The sequence below is a fragment of the Pyrinomonas methylaliphatogenes genome, from assembly GCF_000820845.2.
Taxonomy (GTDB): Bacteria; Acidobacteriota; Blastocatellia; order Pyrinomonadales; family Pyrinomonadaceae; genus Pyrinomonas; species Pyrinomonas methylaliphatogenes.
This window is the reverse complement of sequence record NZ_CBXV010000003.1, coordinates 96,798-113,435: the sequence shown is the minus strand read 5'-3', so window position 1 is coordinate 113,435 and position 16,638 is coordinate 96,798. Positions and strand designations below refer to the sequence as shown.

General features: G+C 61.8%; 17 protein-coding genes. 12 read left to right on the top strand and 5 right to left on the bottom strand.

The genetic code is table 11. The annotated features are described in order from the left end of the window. Positions 1-18: 18 nt before the first annotated feature. The 3 genes from PYK22_RS03975 to PYK22_RS03965 form a co-directional block, all read right to left on the bottom strand. Complete coding sequence (locus PYK22_RS03975) at positions 19-864, bottom strand: VWA domain-containing protein (protein ID WP_162199786.1); 846 nt, start codon at positions 862-864, stop codon at positions 19-21. A gap of 178 nt (positions 865-1,042) precedes the next feature. Further along, positions 1,043-2,209, bottom strand: a complete 1,167-nt coding sequence (locus PYK22_RS03970) for an exo-beta-N-acetylmuramidase NamZ family protein (RefSeq protein WP_041974688.1) — start codon at positions 2,207-2,209, stop codon at positions 1,043-1,045. A gap of 3 nt (positions 2,210-2,212) precedes the next feature. Further along, a complete protein-coding gene (locus PYK22_RS03965) occupies positions 2,213-2,929 on the bottom strand; it encodes a gamma-glutamyl-gamma-aminobutyrate hydrolase family protein (RefSeq protein WP_041974686.1) in 717 nt (238 codons plus the stop codon). 99 nt (positions 2,930-3,028) lie between these two features. Between PYK22_RS03965 and hslV the strand changes: the two genes are divergently transcribed. From hslV to PYK22_RS03910, 10 genes are all read left to right on the top strand, one after another. After that, positions 3,029-3,574 carry an ATP-dependent protease subunit HslV gene (gene hslV / locus PYK22_RS03960; RefSeq protein WP_041974684.1) on the top strand — a complete coding sequence of 182 codons (546 nt, stop codon included), beginning with the start codon at positions 3,029-3,031 and terminating at the stop codon, positions 3,572-3,574. Between the two features lie 12 nt (positions 3,575-3,586). Further along, positions 3,587-4,954, top strand: a complete 1,368-nt coding sequence (gene hslU / locus PYK22_RS03955; protein ID WP_041974682.1) for an ATP-dependent protease ATPase subunit HslU — start codon at positions 3,587-3,589, stop codon at positions 4,952-4,954. Beyond that, entirely contained in the window at positions 4,951-6,009 is a 1,059-nt protein-coding gene (locus tag PYK22_RS03945) for a fibronectin type III domain-containing protein (protein WP_157770654.1), read from the top strand. The genes hslU and PYK22_RS03945 overlap by 4 nt, the downstream gene beginning before the upstream one ends. Positions 6,010-6,206: 197 nt before the next feature. Beyond that, positions 6,207-6,977: a fumarylacetoacetate hydrolase family protein gene (locus PYK22_RS03940; protein WP_041974676.1), complete on the top strand. Its 771-nt coding sequence runs from the start codon at positions 6,207-6,209 to the stop codon at positions 6,975-6,977. Between the two features lie 115 nt (positions 6,978-7,092). Then, positions 7,093-7,740 (top strand): fructose-6-phosphate aldolase, encoded by a 648-nt coding sequence (fsa, locus tag PYK22_RS03935; protein ID WP_041974675.1) that lies wholly within the window; start codon positions 7,093-7,095, stop codon positions 7,738-7,740. Continuing rightward, entirely contained in the window at positions 7,741-8,649 is a 909-nt protein-coding gene (locus tag PYK22_RS17150) for an ABC transporter ATP-binding protein (RefSeq protein WP_083437588.1), read from the top strand. It abuts the gene before it with no gap. Beyond that, complete coding sequence (locus PYK22_RS03925; RefSeq protein ID WP_041974673.1) at positions 8,646-9,170, top strand: DUF402 domain-containing protein; 525 nt, start codon at positions 8,646-8,648, stop codon at positions 9,168-9,170. Before PYK22_RS17150 ends, PYK22_RS03925 begins: the two co-directional genes overlap by 4 nt. A 205-nt stretch (positions 9,171-9,375) precedes the next feature. Next, positions 9,376-10,539 (top strand): Re/Si-specific NAD(P)(+) transhydrogenase subunit alpha, encoded by a 1,164-nt coding sequence (locus PYK22_RS03920; RefSeq protein ID WP_083437587.1) that lies wholly within the window; start codon positions 9,376-9,378, stop codon positions 10,537-10,539. Positions 10,540-10,634: 95 nt separating this feature from the next. Beyond that, positions 10,635-10,913, top strand: a complete 279-nt coding sequence (locus PYK22_RS03915; RefSeq protein WP_211197605.1) for an NAD(P) transhydrogenase subunit alpha — start codon at positions 10,635-10,637, stop codon at positions 10,911-10,913. Between the two features lie 8 nt (positions 10,914-10,921). Beyond that, positions 10,922-12,319: an NAD(P)(+) transhydrogenase (Re/Si-specific) subunit beta gene (locus PYK22_RS03910; RefSeq protein ID WP_041974669.1), complete on the top strand. Its 1,398-nt coding sequence runs from the start codon at positions 10,922-10,924 to the stop codon at positions 12,317-12,319. 141 nt (positions 12,320-12,460) lie between these two features. Here the strand turns inward: PYK22_RS03910 and PYK22_RS03905 are convergent, their stop codons facing one another. Beyond that, positions 12,461-12,835 (bottom strand): hypothetical protein, encoded by a 375-nt coding sequence (locus tag PYK22_RS03905; RefSeq protein WP_041974668.1) that lies wholly within the window; start codon positions 12,833-12,835, stop codon positions 12,461-12,463. A 565-nt stretch (positions 12,836-13,400) separates the two neighbouring features. Between PYK22_RS03905 and PYK22_RS03900 the strand changes: the two genes are divergently transcribed. Then, complete coding sequence (locus PYK22_RS03900) at positions 13,401-14,192, top strand: ABC transporter permease (protein WP_041974666.1); 792 nt, start codon at positions 13,401-13,403, stop codon at positions 14,190-14,192. Between the two features lie 72 nt (positions 14,193-14,264). Next, a complete protein-coding gene (locus PYK22_RS03895) occupies positions 14,265-15,857 on the top strand; it encodes an acyl-CoA carboxylase subunit beta (protein WP_041974664.1) in 1,593 nt (530 codons plus the stop codon). 146 nt (positions 15,858-16,003) lie between these two features. On the opposite strand, the gene PYK22_RS03890 is transcribed toward PYK22_RS03895, so the two are convergent. Continuing rightward, a complete protein-coding gene (locus PYK22_RS03890) occupies positions 16,004-16,504 on the bottom strand; it encodes an AP2 domain-containing protein (RefSeq protein ID WP_157770653.1) in 501 nt (166 codons plus the stop codon). Between the last annotated feature and the right edge of the window lie 134 nt (positions 16,505-16,638).

Here is a 16,638-nt window from a genome sequence, read left to right as displayed (position 1 = left end):
TCTCTCGCCTCCATTAATCTATTTCGCTTCATAACCGTTCCGCGTCAAAACCCTATACCCCCCAGGCGCAACAAGCACCTTCACCTGCCGCCACTCGCCAGCACGCGCCGCCGGATGCGGACGATACGTGATGATGTACTGCGTCCGCAGCTCCTCCGCTATCGCCTCATACGCTGGCTCCAAATCCTCATCCCGCACCGGATAGATCACGCGCCCACCCGTCCCCGCCGCTAGTTGCTCCAAAAAGGCCTCCGCTCCGCTAACTACCTGCTCGCCCGCCCCCGTTAGACGATACTCGCGCCGTAAACGCTCCGTCAAACTGACGACATAGACGGTCGCCTCGACCCGCCTGAGCGCCGTCAAAGCCTCCTCCGGCCCCGCGCGCCGCTCCTCAGCCGTATCTATCCCGTCCGTCAGAAGGATCACTATCCGCCGCCCCTCAACGCGCGGCAGAACGTCAACCGCCGCTCTGTATAGCCCGTCGTAAAAGGTCGTCCGCTCCCCAGGCCTGTACCGCCAAGCGATCGCCCGCTCAACCGCCTCCCGATCGCTCGTCCAATCCTGTAAAACCTCCACCCGATCGGCAAACTGCATCACCGCCACCCTGTCCTCAGGCCGTAACCCTTGGACAAACCGGCGCGCCGCCGCCCGTATGAAGCGCATCTGACTGAAAACGCTCCCCGAGGCATCCAACAGCAATACTATGTTCGCCGGCACGCGCCGCCGATTGAAGCTTGTGATCTGCTGCCGTACCCCGTTGTCGTAAATGAAGAAATTGTCCGCCTCTAACCCCCCTACCGGACGGCCCGCCTCATCCAATACCGAAACCGGAAGCAGCACCTCCTCCGTTCGGACCCGGATCACTTCCTCCTCATCTCCAGAGGTCGGCCGCCGCCCGCTCTGCCCCACACAGAGCCCCCACAACAACATGACCGCTGCCCAAAGACACAAGAACCGCCCCAATCTCATCGCTCCCCTCGGCAAAGCAAAAACAAGTGTTTCAGAGCGCAAAAGATACCGAACAGCCGACTCATCGCTCCCCTCAGTAAAGCAAAAACCTCTCGCGCCGCAAGCAGAACGCCGCCCGCTCCGCCTCCCACCCGCGCGCTAACTCTTCGATGCTCGCCCCGCGCTCTAAAGCTTCCCGCAACCTCGTCGTCCCCGCGATCACATCGAAGGGATTGCGCTCGTATTCGTATTCGTACGGCGGCTCGCGCCACCGAAAAGAGTCACCATATAGCGCGCGCGCTTCCCGAATGATCGCCAACCCAACCTCGACCGGCCTGAACCCCCCCCGCTCCGTCACGTGTATCTGCACTCCGCCGCATACGCGCCCCGCATGCTTCTGAAACGTCGGCTTGAAATAGCACGCGCGAAACCTCACCCCGCTGAACCCATACGCCGTAAGCCGCCGCGCATACTCCGCCGCCTCGATATAAGGCGCCCCCACTAGCTCGAATGGACGGGTCGTCCCCCGCCCCTCGGACATCTGCGTCCCCTCCAAATGAACCGTCCCCGGAAAGACGGTCGCCGTCTCCAACGTCGGCATGTTCGGCGATGGCATCACCCAGGGCACGTCCGTCTCGTCAAACCATAACTCCCGCCCCCACCCGCGCATCGCCACCACCTCCAGATCACACCCGATCTCCTCGTTGAACATCAACGCCAACTCGCCAATCGTCATCCCGTGCCGCGTCGGAAGCGGATACTGGCCCACAAAAGATTCCTGCCCGCGCTCGAGAACATTGCCCTCAACCGCCACCCCGCCTATCGGATTGGGCCGATCGCAAACGATCACGCGCTTCCCATAGCGCGCCGCCGCCCGCAGCGCGTTCATCATCGTGTAGATGAATGTGTAGATCCGACAACCGACATCCTGCAGATCCACAACCAATACGTCTACCTCGCGCAACATCTCCTCGGTCGGTTCCCGCGTCTCGCTGTAAAGCGAATAGACCGGAACCCCGGTCTCCCGATCCACCCCGTGAGGCGTCTCGTCCATGTTGTCCTGCTCCGTCCCGCGTATCCCATGCTGCGGCCCAAAAAGAGCCGTCAAACGCCACCCACGTCCCTCCTTGAACAGATCCGCCGCGTGGCGCAACTCGTGGTCAACCGACGCTTGGTTGCAAATCAACCCGACCCGCGCCCCACGCAACAGCGCAGCACGCTCCGTAAGCAACCGCTCGAGACCTAAAACCACCCTCCTCATGCCTCACCTCGCGCGACACTCCTGCACAAAACGCCTAAATAGCGCCCGCGAAAACTCATCCTCAGCCCACCTGACCTCCGGATGCCATTGCACCCCGACCGCAAACCAATCCTCATCCTCCGCCTCGATCGCCTCGATGATCCCGTCCTCGGCCCACGCCGTCGCCCGCAACCCCTCCCCTACCACCTCCACCGCCTGATGATGATGGCTGTTCACCCACAACCGCCTCGCCCCAGCTAAAAGCGCAACCCGACTCCCCTCCAATAGATCCACCCAGTGCGTGCGCTCCCCGCGCGGCGCGCGCTGCCTGTGCGCGATCGCCGTCCCATACTCCGCCGCGATGTCCTGAATTAACGTCCCTCCGCGAAAGACGTTCCAAGCCTGCATCCCATAACAGATCGCCAGAAGCGGCAAACGCCTCCGTTCCGCCGCCGCAATCACAAGCCGCTCCACCCGGTCGCGAACCTCATGCACCTCCCCAAGCTCCGGATGCGGCTCCCGCCCGTATAAACGTGGATCGACGTCCGACGCGCTGCCAGGAAGCAATAGCCCAGCTACGCGCTCGACCACCGCCTCAACATACTCCTCCTCCGGCAATAGCGCTAAATGCACCGGCGCCCCGCCCGCCGCCTCCAGCGCCGCCGCATACTCGCTCGATAAATACCCGCTCCCGTCCCGCGGATCGTACCGTAACGTCAACCCAATTAAAGGTCGCTTCATCGCTTCAGCGCCCCCTATTCTCCATCCTCAACCGCCTTCGCGCAAGTCAGCCGCTTGACTTGCACCCTGCACGCTCTCTATAGTGATTCCTTTCCGAAGATGAGAACCCATAGTACTACTGTGCTCCTCGTCCGCCGCGCAGGCCGCATCGTCATGGCCGCCGATGGCCAAGTCACCATGGGCGATACCGTCATGAAGAGCCGCGCCCGTAAGGTCCGCCGCCTCTACAACGATCGTATCCTGGCCGGCTTCGCCGGCTCCTCCGCCGATGCCTTCGCCCTTCTCACTCGCTTCGAAGCTAAACTCGAACAGTTCCACGGCAACCTCGAACGCGCCGCCATCGAACTCGCGAAAGAGTGGCGCACTGATCGCGCCCTGCGCCACCTCGAAGCCCTCCTGCTCGTCGCCGATGAACGCCACTCCTTCATCCTCTCCGGAACAGGTGACCTGATCGCCCCGGATGAGACCGATGGCGCTCTTGCCATCGGCTCCGGTGGCCCCTATGCCCTGGCCGCCGCCCGCGCCCTGCTCGCCCACACAGACCTCGACGCGCGCCGCATCGCCGAAGAGGCCTTGCGCATCGCCAGCGAAATCTGCATCTACTCGAACCAAAATATCGTCCTCGAAGAGCTCCAAACTGCTTAGAAGAAGCGAACTATGGTCATCTACCTGTCAGGTGAAACCGAAGAAGAAGCGCGGCTCGATGAGATGACCCCGCGCCAAATCGTCGCCGAACTCGACCGTCATGTCGTCGGTCAAACGGCCGCCAAACGCGCCGTCGCCATCGCCTTGCGCAACCGCATCCGCCGCCAAAAACTGCCGCCCGATCTGGCCGCCGATGTCATGCCCAAAAATATCATCATGATCGGTTCAACCGGCGTCGGCAAAACCGAAATCGCGCGCCGCCTCGCGCGATTGTCGAACTCGCCCTTCCTCAAAGTCGAAGCCTCCAAATTCACCGAAGTCGGTTACGTCGGTCGCGACGTCGAAAGCATGATCCGCGATCTCACAGAGATCGCCGTCGAAATGGTCCGCGCCGAACGCGCCGCCGAAGTCGCCGACCGCGCCCGCCAAAACGCCGAAGAACGCATCCTCGACCTGCTCCTCCCACAGTCGAAATCCGCCCTCGAAGACGACGAAAACTTCAGCCGCACCCGCGAAAAACTCCGCGAACAGCTCCGCGCCGGACGCCTGAACGCCCGCCTCGTCGAACTCGACGTCCAAGATAAGTTCTTCCCCATGATCGAAGTCGCCGGCCCACAAGGCATCGAAGAGATGGGCATCAACATGAAGGATCTGCTCGGCAACCTCTTCCAAGGCCGTACCAAACGGCGCAAAATGCGCGTCGATGAGGCCCTCGAATACCTCATCCAAGAGGAAGAAGAGCGCCTCATCGATATGGACTCGGTCGCCCGCGCCGCCCTCGAACGCGTCGAAACCTCAGGCATCATCTTCCTCGATGAGATCGATAAGATCGCCGGACGCGAGTCCGGTCACGGCCCCGATGTCTCGCGCGAAGGCGTCCAGCGCGATCTGCTCCCTATCATCGAAGGCACGACCGTCAATACGCGCTACGGCATGGTCCGCACCGATCACATCCTCTTCATCGCCGCCGGCGCCTTCCACGTCTCTAAACCGTCCGATCTCATCCCGGAACTCCAAGGCCGCTTCCCTATCCGCGTCGAACTCGATGCCCTCACCGTGGAGGACTTCAAACGCATCCTCACCGAACCGAAAAACTCGCTCGTCAAACAGTACAAAGCCCTGCTCGAAACCGAAGGCATCACCATCGAATTTACCGATGACGCCATCCAAACCATCGCCGAATACGCCGACCGCGTCAACCGCCAAACCGAAAACATCGGCGCCCGCCGCCTCCACACCATCATGGAAAAGGTCCTCGATGAGATCAGCTTCAATGCCCCAGACGTCGAACCGAAACACCAAGTGATCGATGCCGCCTACGTCCACCGCGCGCTGGCCGATATCGTCAAAGACCAAGACCTCAGCCGCTACATACTGTGAAGTCGTGCGCCCTTAAAATCCTCCTCTGCCTCCTCTTGGTCGGCCCCCTCGCCGCCTGCGGTAAACGCCGCCCACCGCTCCCCCCAACCGGACGCGCCCAACAGCCTACAGACCTCCTCACGGGCTTCCAACGCGGCTCGCAAATCATCCTCAACTGGCCCGCCCCGCCAAACCGCTCGCGCCTCCAACGCATAGATGTCTACCGCCTCGTCGAACCCCTCTCCGCCCCCCTCCCGCTCACCGAAGAGGAGTTCGCCGCCCGCGCCTCGATCGTCGGCTACCTGACCGCCGACCAAATCGCCCGCGCCGACCAAAACTTAACCTATACCGATACGCTGCGATTCTCCGTCCCGGTCCGCTTGCGCTACGCTGTCCGCTACGTCAATCGCGCCGGCCAGCCCGGCCCCTTCTCCAATATCCTCCTGCTCGAACCTGTCACGCGCGCCCCGCTCCCGCCTACCATCACCCAACTCACCGAAAGCGAACAGGCTATAACCGTCACCTGGATCGCCCCCACCGCCAATGTCGATGGCTCCGCTCCCGCCAACCTCATCGGCTATAACCTCTACCGCTCAACGAACGATGAGTCGCCCCCACAGCGGCTTAACTCCACCCCTATCACAACTACACAGTTCGCCGATCGCAACTTCCGCTTCGGCCAAACCTATACTTACATCGTCCGCGCCGTCGCCACAGATAGCGCGGGAGCCCAAGTCGAAAGCTCCGACTCCAATCCCGCCCGCGTCACCCCGCGCGATGTCTACCCACCCTCAGCCCCTACGGCCGTCACCATCGCCGCTTCTCCCGGCACCATCTCCCTCTTCTTCCCCACAAACCCAGAACCTGATGTCGTCGGCTACCATATCTATCGCACCACAAACCCCGCTCAGCCCAAGAACCAATGGCAACGCTTGACCCGTACGCCGCAACCCCAAACCACCTTCCAAGATAAAGAGGTCCGGCCCGGCACGCGCTACTACTACTACGTCACCGCCGTCGACGCCGCCGGAAACGAAAGCCAACCGTCAGAGATCGTCTCCGAAATCGCCCCGTAAATTAACCCCTTGTTGACGATCGCGACAAGCGATTGAACAAATGCTGACAAGGGCGACCTGGCGTAAATTAATCCCTTGTTGACGATCGCGCTCCAAAACCTTAACCTTTCCCGAAGGCCCAGAAAACCCGCAACTGGTTGATAGACCGGAGGTCCAAATATGAAAACGCAACTAGTTGATAGACCGGAGGTCCAAATATGAAAATCTGTCGCTTCGTCACCCCCGAAAACCCGTCGCCGCAATGGGCGATCATCCGCGGCGATGAACTCCTCCCCATCGACGATCCGTTCCATATCGCCATCACGCCACCCGCCCGCTCCATCCCTTTATCGGATGCACAGCTCGTCGCCCCCGCCCAGCCCTCCAAAATCGTCTGCGTCGGACGCAATTACCGCGATCACGCCGCCGAACTCGGTAACCCCATGCCCCCAGAACCGCTCCTCTTCCTCAAACCCCCATCCGCTATCATCGGTCCAGATCAGGAGATCCAGCTCCCCGCAGAATCCGATCGCGTCGAGTACGAAGGCGAGATCGCTGTCGTTATCGGACGCAAGGCGCGCCGCCTCGCCTCTAACCCACTCGATTACGTCCTCGGCTACACCTGCTTGAACGACGTCACCGCCCGCGACCTCCAACGCCGCGACGCGCAGTGGACCCGCGCCAAATCGTTCGATACCTTCTGCCCCATCGGCCCCGTCATCGAAACGGACCTCGATCCCTCCACGCTGATCGTCGAAACCCGCTTGAACGGTCAACTGCGCCAACGCGGAGCCGCCGCCGAGATGGCCTTCCCCATCCCCTTCCTCATCCGCTACATCTCCCATATCATGACGCTCGAGCCCGGCGACGTCATCGCCACTGGCACGCCCGCCGGCGTCGGCCCGCTCGCTCCAGGTGACGCGGTCGAAATCTCTATCCCAGGCATCGGAACGCTCCGCAACACGGTCCGCCCGCAATCCCCTCCCTAACTGCATCCCTATTGAGCGAGCTCTTGGCCGAGGAACATGAAGCGCAACTGCTACCTTGACCGCGTCCAGAACGGCCTCTAGAATTCCTGTGTTAAAACCGCCTGGAGGAACGACCATGAAATTCTTTCTCGATACGGCTAACCTCGAAGAGATACGACGCGCCACCAGCTACGGACTCGTCGATGGCGTCACCACCAACCCTTCGCTCATCGCGAAAGAGAACGCGCGCGATTTCCGCGCTCATATCGCCGCTATCTGCGAACTCGTCCCCGGCCCGATCAGCGTCGAGGTCACTAGTCTCGATGTGGAAGGCATGCTGCGCGAAGGGCGCGATTACGCCCGTATCGCCCCAAACGTCGTCATCAAGTGCCCGCTGACGCGCGATGGACTGCAAGCGACGCGCCGCTTGACCGATGAAGGCATCCGCGTCAACGTCACCCTCTGCTTCTCCCCAGCGCAAGCCATCCTCGCCGCTAAAGCCGGCGCCGCTTTCATCAGCCCCTTCATCGGACGCCTGGATGACGTCGCCCATAACGGTATGCAACTCATCGCCGAAATCGTCCAAATCTACCGCCACTACCAGTGGAAAACCGAAGTCCTCGCCGCCAGCATACGCCACCCCATGCATGTCGTCGAAGCCGCACGCCTGGGCGCTGATATCGCTACTATGCCCTTCAAAGTCTTCGATCAACTCTTCAATCACCCGCTCACCGACCGCGGCCTCGAACTCTTCCTCGCCGACTGGCGTAAACTCAATCAGTAGATGTCCCCCATCGTCTGCGCCCGTCACCTGACGAAAGATTACGGCCCGCGCCGCGCCGTCAAACAGATCAGCTTCACCGTCGCGCGCGGCGCCCGCTTCGGCTTGCTCGGCCCAAACGGCGCCGGCAAGTCCACCACCCTGCGTATGATCGCCTGCCGCATCCCCCCAACCTCAGGCGAACTTTCCGTCAACGGCCTCGATGCGCGCCGCGACGCGAAACGGATCCGCGCCCAACTCGGCTTCGTCCCCCAAGAGAATAACCTCGACCCGGATCTCTCCGTCATCCAAAATCTCCTCGCCTACGCCCGTTACTTCCACCTGCACCCCCACACCGCCCGCGAACGCGCCGCCAAACTCCTACACTTCCTCGCCCTCGAAGATTACCGCAATGCCCGCGTCGAAACCCTCTCCGGCGGCCTCAAACGCCGCCTCGTCATCGCCCGCGCCCTCATCAACCGCCCACACCTGCTCATCCTCGATGAACCGACCGCCGGACTCGACCCGCATGTCCGCCAACAGATCTGGAATATGCTCGACCGCCTCTGCCGCCTCGAACAGCTCACCCTCCTCATCTCCACACACTACATGGACGAGGCCGAACGCCTCTGCGACCAACTCCTCATCATGGACCAAGGCCGCATCGTCGCCTCCGGTAACCCGCGCCAACTCGTCGCTCAACGCTTCCCGCCCTACGCCCTCGAAGTCCGCCACGCCGACGCCATCCCCTCCCCAAACGCGCGCGTCATCCGCCGCGCCGACACCCACATCTACTTCGCCTCCACCCCAGAAGAACTCGCCCCCATCATCCGCTCCTATCCGCCCCACTACACGCTCCTCCGCCCCGCAAACCTCGAAGACCTCTTCCTCGAACTGATCGGTCCCCACTTCGACGAGGAGTGTGCGCCATGAACCACCCAGTCCGCGTCCAAGCCCTCAAATACGGTGGTCACCCCTATCGCCACTGGTCCGCTTCCCTGCGCCAAAAGGTCGGCCCCCTCATCATCCTCGAGGCCGCCTTCGAACAGACCGTCTCCCATAAATTCCTCGGAACTATCCCCCAAGGGACCCTCAGCACCGAATACTACTGGACCGATCGCTGGTTCTCTATCTTCCGCCTCGCCCGACAACACGACCGCCAACTCATCTGCTTCTACTGTAACGTCAACACCCCGGCGGAGTTCGATGGCTCGACGCTACGCTTCGTCGACCTCGACGTCGACCTCCTCGTCATGCCCGATCTCTCCTGCCACGTCCTCGACGCCGATGAACTCGAATCCAACGCCCAGCGCTATAACTACCCACCAGACCTCGTCCGCTCCGCCCACCAAGCCCTCGCCGAACTCCACCATCTCGCTCGCACGCGCCAGTTCCCCTTCAATGAGATCGAGATGAACCCCAAACCAAGTCACGCAGACGATCTTGACCGATGATCGCCATGGATCGATACCTGCAACTCTAAGCCGAAGAAGGCGGCTGACAACTCAACAGCCCTGTAGCGCCTCCAAGGCGCCGAGATGGAACCCGAACCTCGCCCCGCCGCCCCCAGTTGACAAACCGCCCCCGACTCCGTTCAATAGATGGCTCAAAAATCTTCGGCTGACTGGTCCAGTCGCCATCATAAAGGAAACCGAAAGTATGCCCATCACCATCGGCGTCGTCAAAGAGACATTCCCCGAAGAACGTCGCGTCGCCCTGACCCCTAACGCGGTCACTCAACTGAAAAAAGCCGCGCTCGAACCTTTGATCGAAAACGGCGCCGGCGCTGCCGCCGGTTTCCCAGACGCTGCTTACGCTGAAGCCGGGGCCACACTGCTCCCAGCGCGCGAAGAGATCTTCCGCCGCGCCGATATCATCGTCCAAGTGCGCGCGCTCGGCGCTAACCCCGATCGCTGGTCCAGCGATCTCGCCCTCATGCGCGAGGGACAAACGCTCATCGCGCTCGTCGAACCGCTCGCCGCCCCCGACCCGGTGCGCGCCGCCGCTGAACGCGGCCTCACCACCTTCGCCCTCGAACTCATCCCCCGTATCACGCGCGCCCAAACCATGGATGTCCTCTCCTCGCAAGCTAACCTCGCCGGCTATAAGGCCGTCATCATCGCCGCTCAATTGCTCCCCAAAATCTTCCCCATGATGATGACCGCCGCCGGAACCATCACCCCCGCCCGCCTCTTCGTCATCGGCGCCGGTGTCGCCGGCCTGCAAGCTATCGCCACCGCCCGCCGCCTCGGCGCCGTCGTCAGCGCCTACGATGTCCGCCCAGCCGTGCGCGAACAGATCGAAAGCCTCGGCGCGCGCTTCGTCGAACTGCCCCTCGAAGCGCGCGATGCCCAAGACGCCAGCGGTTACGCCCGCGCTATGGATGAAGAATTTTATCGCCGACAGGCAGAACTGCTCGGCGATGTCATCGCCGAACAGGATGTCGTCATCTCCACCGCCGCCGTCCCGGGCCAGCGCGCCCCGCTCCTCATCACGCGCCCCATGGTCGAACGTATGGCCCCCGGATCCGTCATCGTCGATCTGGCCGCTGAACGCGGCGGCAACTGCGAACTGACTCGCCCCGGTGAAATCATCCAACACCGCGGCGTCTATATCAGCGGCCCCCTCAACCTGCCCGCTACGCTCCCCTTCCACGCCAGCCAACTCTTCGCTCGTAACGTCGCCGCCTTCATCCTCAACTTGATCCGTAACGGCCAGATCGATCCGACCGCCGACGATCAGATCGTCGCCGAAACCTTGGTCACTTACGCCGGACAAGTGGTCCATCAGCGCGTGCGCCAAAAACTCGGCCTCGCCGCTTGAACGCCCATGCCCGGGTATGACAAAAAATCTGCGAAAGGATCTCAGGTGAAACCGATAAAATCTCTCAAAAGGAGTCGCAAATAATGGACTGGCTGATGAGTAACCTCTACGTCTTCGTGCTCGCTACCTTCCTCGGCTTTGAAGTCATCCGGCGCGTCTCGCCGCTGCTCCATACGCCGCTCATGTCCCTGACTAACGCCATCTCGGCCATCAGCTTGGTCGGCTCGCTCGTCATCCTCGGCGAACAACGAAGCGCCCTCTCGACCGCCCTCGGCGCCATCGCCGTCACCGCCTCGACCATCAACGTGGTGAGCGGCTTTCTCATCACCGATCGCATGCTCAAGATGTTCAAAAAACGTAACCCCAAGGAGTAGCCGATCCGATGACAGAACTGCCCATCTTCACGCAACTGAGTTACCTCGCCGCCGCCGCCCTCTTCGTCCTCTCGCTCAAATGGCTGAGCGCGCCGACCACCGCCCGGCGCGGCGTCGCCGCCGGCGAGATCGGGATGGCCCTTGCCATCGCCGGCACGCTTCTGCTCCCAGACATCGTCAGCTACCGCTGGATCATCGTCACGTTGCTCGTCGGCACGGCCATCGGCATCCCGCTCGCTTACCTCATGCCGATGACCCACGTCCCCCAACGCACCGCCCTCTCGCACTCCTTCGGCGGTCTCGCCGTCGGACTGGTCGGCACCGCTAAATACTACCTCTGGGCCGCCGCAGACCCAGCCCGCTTGACCCATTTCACCATCGGTGTCATCTGCTTCGAAGTGCTGCTCGGCTTCCTCACCTTCACCGGCAGCCTCATGGCCTTCGGCAAACTCCAAGAACTGCTCCCAACGCGCCCCATCGTCTACCGCGGCCAGAACGTCGTCAACCTCTCGCTCTTCGCCCTTGCCCTCATCATCGCCGTCTATCTCACCATCTACCCGCTCACCTCTTCGCTCTTCCCCGCCCTCATCGCGCTCGCCCTCGCCTTCGGTGTCCTGCTCATCCTCCCGATCGGCGGCGCCGATATGCCGACCGTCATCGCCCTCCTCAACTCCTACGCCGGCCTTTCCGCCTCCGCCATGGGCTTCGTCCTCGAAAACAAACTCCTCATCATCGCCGGTGCCCTCGATGGCTCCTCAGGCTTCATCCTCTCCATCATCATGTGCCGCGCCATGAACCGCAGCTTCACCAACGTCCTCTTCGGCGCCTTCGGCCAAGCGGCCGCAACGCAAACCGGCAGCGAAGAACGCCCCATCCGTAGCGCCTCGCCCGAAGAGGCCGCCGACATACTCCTTTCCGCCGCGCGCGTCGCCATCATCCCCGGCTACGGCATGGCCGTCGCCCAGGCCCAACACAAAGTGCGCGAACTCTTCGATCAGCTCACCCGCCGCGGCGTCGAGGTCAAATTCGGCATCCACCCGGTCGCCGGTCGCATGCCCGGCCACATGAACGTCCTGCTCGCCGAAGCCGATATCCCCTACGATCGCTTGCTCGAAATGGAAGAGATCAACGCCGAACTCTCACACACGGATGTCGCGCTCATCATCGGCGCCAACGACGTCGTCAATCCCGCAGCCAAAAACGATCACGCGAGCCCCATCTACGGCATGCCCATCATCGAGGCCGACAAAGCCCGCACCGTCATGGTCATCAAACGAAGCATGAACCCAGGCTTCGCCGGCATCGAAAACCCGCTCTACTACATGGATAAAACCCTTATGCTCTTCGGCGACGCCAAATCCTTCATCGGCGAGATCGTCAAAGCCATCGCCGCCCAAAAATCTTAAGAAGATCGGCACCGCAATGAATCCCTCACCTCACCGCCAGCGTCAGATGGGAGTAATGAACTCCTCACCTCATCGTCAGCCCAGAACGGCCTGAACCGTTCCGACTGATCTGAGCTCTGTAACGAATTCCTCACCTCATCGTCAGCCCCCTCCCCAGAGAAGAATCTCCACCGTGTAAGCCTCCCTCTCTGTCGAACTCGAACCGATGCGCGCCGCTATCACGGGAAGAATCTCCACCGTGTAAGCCTCCCTCCCCGGTCCAAGCCACGCCGCCAGATGACCACGCGCCAAACGGCTGGCGCCTTTCAACTCCTCGTCGGCACGTTCTGCTGCCTTGCGCCAAACGCCCGTCTTGCGCGCCGCTCTCGCCCAATGCCTCGCCTCAGCGGAGCTCAACCTTGAACGCGACCGCGCCATCACACACTCGCCCTGCGCGCGCGCACAACGACCCAAACAGAAACCGCCGACGATGAGTCCAAGCGCCCATGCTATGGCCCGCTTCCAACGCTTTGACAACGCGCACGCGTTCCGTCTCCGTCCGATTAAACTCATTCTCCTCTCCTCAATCTGTTCGCGAAGATGTTCTCAGAAAGCCCAAACGCCTGGTAACCGCTGCGGAATGCGCGAAAGATGATGCGGAGCTAAACAGAATCCTGAATAACCAAACCGCACATTGTGCCGCTCCCGCATCCGCGATCAGTTCTTCGATCCAGAAGCCTTCAACCAAACCGTACCTTGTGCCGCTCCCCCGACGCCAAGAACGGAAACTATGCCGGCCCCGCCTCAGTCGATCGCGAGCGCATCAGAGTACGCCCGACAGCCACAAGATCAAAAATGGTGATCACCTGTCAATAGGCTGTATTTCTCGAGACGGCGCGCGCAGATATGCGCTGGCCAGCGCATCGCAAAGCGCACCTCAAGTAAGCTGTAACGCCCCTTTATCGCAAATCGTCACATGCCGTTTCCACCGAAGACCGCAGCGCACCTCAATAAGCTGTAACGCTCCTTTATCGAGCCTCCCAAAGCGCCGGCCTCTTTCCCGCAACCTTCTTCAAGTTCACCCCATGCTAGAATCGCCATGATGAGAGCACCGCAACTCGCCCTGCGCCGCGTCGATCTCCGCGACGCCGCGGCCGTCTGGCTGCGCCACGCCGAAGTCTACCTGCGCCTCTGGAAGACCGAGCTGGCCGCGCCGCTCATCGAACCCATCATCATGGTCTTCGCTTTCGGCTGGGGACTGGGCGCGCTCGTCGCCGCGCGCGTCGCCGGCCTCCCCTACCTATCTTTCGTCGGCGCCGGCGTGCTCGCCTTCGCCGTCATCTCGCGCGCCGTCTTCGAGACCACCTACGGCTCCTACTTCCGCATGGTCTATCAATCGACCTTCGACGCCATCCTCGCTACCCCCGTCGAAGTCGAATCGCTCGCCTTCGCCGAAATCGCCTGGGCCACAACCAAAGCCGCCATCGACTCGCTCATCATCCTCGCCGTGCTCGCCATCTTCGGAGCGGCTACCTCGCCCCTCGCCCTCTTCGCCCCGCTTCCGCTTCTTGCCGGCAGTTGGATCATGGCCGCCCTCTCGCTCGTCGTCACCGCTCACACGCGCGATATAGATTCCTACAACCTCTACCTCGCCATATACTTTTCGGCCCTGCTCTGCTGCGGCATCTGGTACCCAGTCGAAGTCATGCCCGCTCCTTTGCGCGCTCTGGCGTGGGCCATCCCCATCACGAGCGCCGTCGATCTGGCGCGCGCTCTTTCGGTCGGACGCTTCGACCTCCTGCGCCACACGCTCGCCCTCGGCTACCTCGCCGCCGCCGCCATCTTCTCGACCGAGTGGGCGCTCAATGCCATGCGCCGCCGCTTGGCCGTTTGACTCAACGCCCCGCTTCGTGCGATTAATCTTTCGCCCGTGCGCTAAATCCAACGCCGATCGCGAGGAGATAGCATGTCGACGCCAACGACCAAAGAGGACCTCGCTGCTTCAAGCGACCAACGCCTCAACAAACTCGATGAACTGCGCGAACGCGCGCGCCGCGCCGAACAAGGCGGTGGACCGGAACGCATCGCCCGCCAACACCAGGCCGGGAAGTGGACCGCCCGCGAACGCATCAATTTCCTTCTGGATGAAGGCACCTTCGAAGAGTTCGACAAGCTGGTCGTCCACCGCTCGCGCGACTTCGGACTCGATCAGCAACTCTACCCGGGCGACGGCGTCGTCACCGGCCACGGCCTGATCGATGGCCGCCGCGTCTTCGTCTTCGCCCAAGACTTCACCGTCTTCGGCGGTTCGCTCTCGGAAACCCACGCCGAAAAGATCTGCAAGATCATGGATCTGGCGATGAAGGTCGGCGCCCCCATCATCGGCTTGAACGATTCGGGCGGCGCGCGCATTCAAGAAGGCGTCTGGAGCTTGGCCGGTTACGCCGATATCTTCCTCCGCAACACGCTCGCCTCGGGCGTCGTCCCGCAGATCAGCGTCATCATGGGCCCGTGCGCCGGCGGCGCCGTCTACAGCCCCGCCATCACCGACTTCAACATCATGGTCCGCCATACCTCCTACATGTTCATCACTGGACCAGATGTCATCCGCGCCGTCACGCACGAAGAGGTCACCAAAGAGGAACTGGGCGGCGCCGACGCGCATAATCGCATCTCGGGCGTGGCCCATTTCGCCGCCGACTCGGATGAACACGCGCTTCAACTCGTGCGCGAACTGCTCTCCTTCATCCCCTCGAACAACATGGAAGATCCGCCGCGCACCGCCTGCCACGACCCCGCAGACCGCTGCGAAGAACGCTTGAACACGATCGTCCCCGAAGCCTCCAATCAACCTTACGACATGCGCGACATCATCCACGCGGTCGTCGATGACGGCTACTTCTTCGAAATCCAAGAACAGTTCGCCCCCAACATCGTCATCGGCTTTGCCCGCCTCGATGGGCGCGCCGTCGGCATCGTCGCCAATCAACCGGCCTATCTCGCCGGCGTGCTCGATATCGACGCCTCGGTCAAAGCCGCGCGCTTCGTCCGCTTCTGCGACTGCTTCAACATCCCGCTCGTCACCTTCGAAGACGTGCCCGGATTCTTGCCCGGCGTCCGCCAAGAACACGGCGGCATCATCCGCCACGGCGCCAAACTCCTTTACGCCTTCGCTGAAGCCACCGTCCCCAAACTCACCGTCATCACGCGCAAAGCCTACGGCGGCGCCTACTGCGTCATGGGATCGAAACACATCCGCACCGACGTCAACTTCGCCTGGCCCACCGCCGAGATCGCCGTCATGGGCGCCGAAGGCGCCGTCGACCTGCTCTACCGGCGCGAGATCGCCGAAGCCGAAAACAAAGAGGAAGTCCGCCGCGCGCGCATACGCGAGTTCGAAGCGAAGTTCGCTAACCCCTACCGCGCCGCCGAACGCGGCTTCATCGACGAGATCATCGAGCCGGCCCAAACGCGCCCCAAACTGATCCGCGCCCTCGCCATGCTCGAAAACAAACGCGACTCAAATCCGCCCAAGAAACATGGCAACATCCCCCTCTAACAGAAAAGGGCCGTATCGCCACCGCTCGTCCTCTAACAGAAAAGGGCGGTATCATCACCGCCCTTCGAACATCGCAGAGGAGTTTCATGGTTCGCCGCTGCCGATCCCCCCTCGAAATCCTGAAAAGGGAGCCTCTAGCCCCTCCCTCAAGCCGCACACAGCTTCGCTAAAACGTCAGCCCATTTCCCCACCACCGGCTTGCCGTAAAGCTCCTGCTCCTTCTGCCGCCGGATCGCACACGCGCGCCTGAACGCTTCACGCTCCCCATACTTCTTGATCGAGACGGAAGTGCGCCCACGCCGCTCGCGCCCGGCGTTCCACGTCACCTCATAGACCTCGTTCAAATAGACCTTCCCATTCTTCCCGCGATACTTCTTCACCGTCCGCCTGACGCCTACCACCCCGCTCTTGTTGCGCGGATTCGTGCCGACTACAACTAAATCCGTCAACGGACGCCCCAATTCCTCCATCATCCGATTGCGATACTCGATCGCCTTCTGTAGCGCCGCCTCTTTCCCACCATACTTCTGATCCGAAACGAATTTGGCGCGCTTCTGCTTCCTAAACTGCACACGCACATACCAACCATGCATGCGCTTCTGCTCACAATCGATCCGACTGATGCCTTTATGAGTGCTCTGTGACATACACCTTCCACTCCTGAAAGATCTCATCCGCCCGATCTTCGCCCCAGAGAACAGAACATCTGTCCTCACCCAGCGATGCGGCGAAGCTCGGTCTCGCTGAATATTACGAGCCCACCCCGGCAAAATCAATCCCG

Excerpts from the sequence above, each read along its gene's own strand:
- PYK22_RS03970 (WP_041974688.1), bottom strand. The coding sequence starts at position 2,209 with ATGAGGAGGGTGGTTTTAGGTCTCGAGCGGTTGCTTACGGAGCGTGCT.
- PYK22_RS03965 (WP_041974686.1), bottom strand. The coding sequence starts at position 2,929 with ATGAAGCGACCTTTAATTGGGTTGACGTTACGGTACGATCCGCGGGAC.
- hslV (WP_041974684.1), top strand. The coding sequence starts at position 3,029 with ATGAGAACCCATAGTACTACTGTGCTCCTCGTCCGCCGCGCAGGCCGC.
- hslU (WP_041974682.1), top strand. The coding sequence starts at position 3,587 with ATGGTCATCTACCTGTCAGGTGAAACCGAAGAAGAAGCGCGGCTCGAT.
- PYK22_RS03940 (WP_041974676.1), top strand. The coding sequence starts at position 6,207 with ATGAAAATCTGTCGCTTCGTCACCCCCGAAAACCCGTCGCCGCAATGG.
- fsa (WP_041974675.1), top strand. The coding sequence starts at position 7,093 with ATGAAATTCTTTCTCGATACGGCTAACCTCGAAGAGATACGACGCGCC.
- PYK22_RS17150 (WP_083437588.1), top strand. The coding sequence starts at position 7,741 with ATGTCCCCCATCGTCTGCGCCCGTCACCTGACGAAAGATTACGGCCCG.
- PYK22_RS03925 (WP_041974673.1), top strand. The coding sequence starts at position 8,646 with ATGAACCACCCAGTCCGCGTCCAAGCCCTCAAATACGGTGGTCACCCC.
- PYK22_RS03920 (WP_083437587.1), top strand. The coding sequence starts at position 9,376 with ATGCCCATCACCATCGGCGTCGTCAAAGAGACATTCCCCGAAGAACGT.
- PYK22_RS03915 (WP_211197605.1), top strand. The coding sequence starts at position 10,635 with ATGAGTAACCTCTACGTCTTCGTGCTCGCTACCTTCCTCGGCTTTGAA.
- PYK22_RS03910 (WP_041974669.1), top strand. The coding sequence starts at position 10,922 with ATGACAGAACTGCCCATCTTCACGCAACTGAGTTACCTCGCCGCCGCC.
- PYK22_RS03900 (WP_041974666.1), top strand. The coding sequence starts at position 13,401 with ATGAGAGCACCGCAACTCGCCCTGCGCCGCGTCGATCTCCGCGACGCC.
- PYK22_RS03895 (WP_041974664.1), top strand. The coding sequence starts at position 14,265 with ATGTCGACGCCAACGACCAAAGAGGACCTCGCTGCTTCAAGCGACCAA.
- PYK22_RS03890 (WP_157770653.1), bottom strand. The coding sequence starts at position 16,504 with ATGTCACAGAGCACTCATAAAGGCATCAGTCGGATCGATTGTGAGCAG.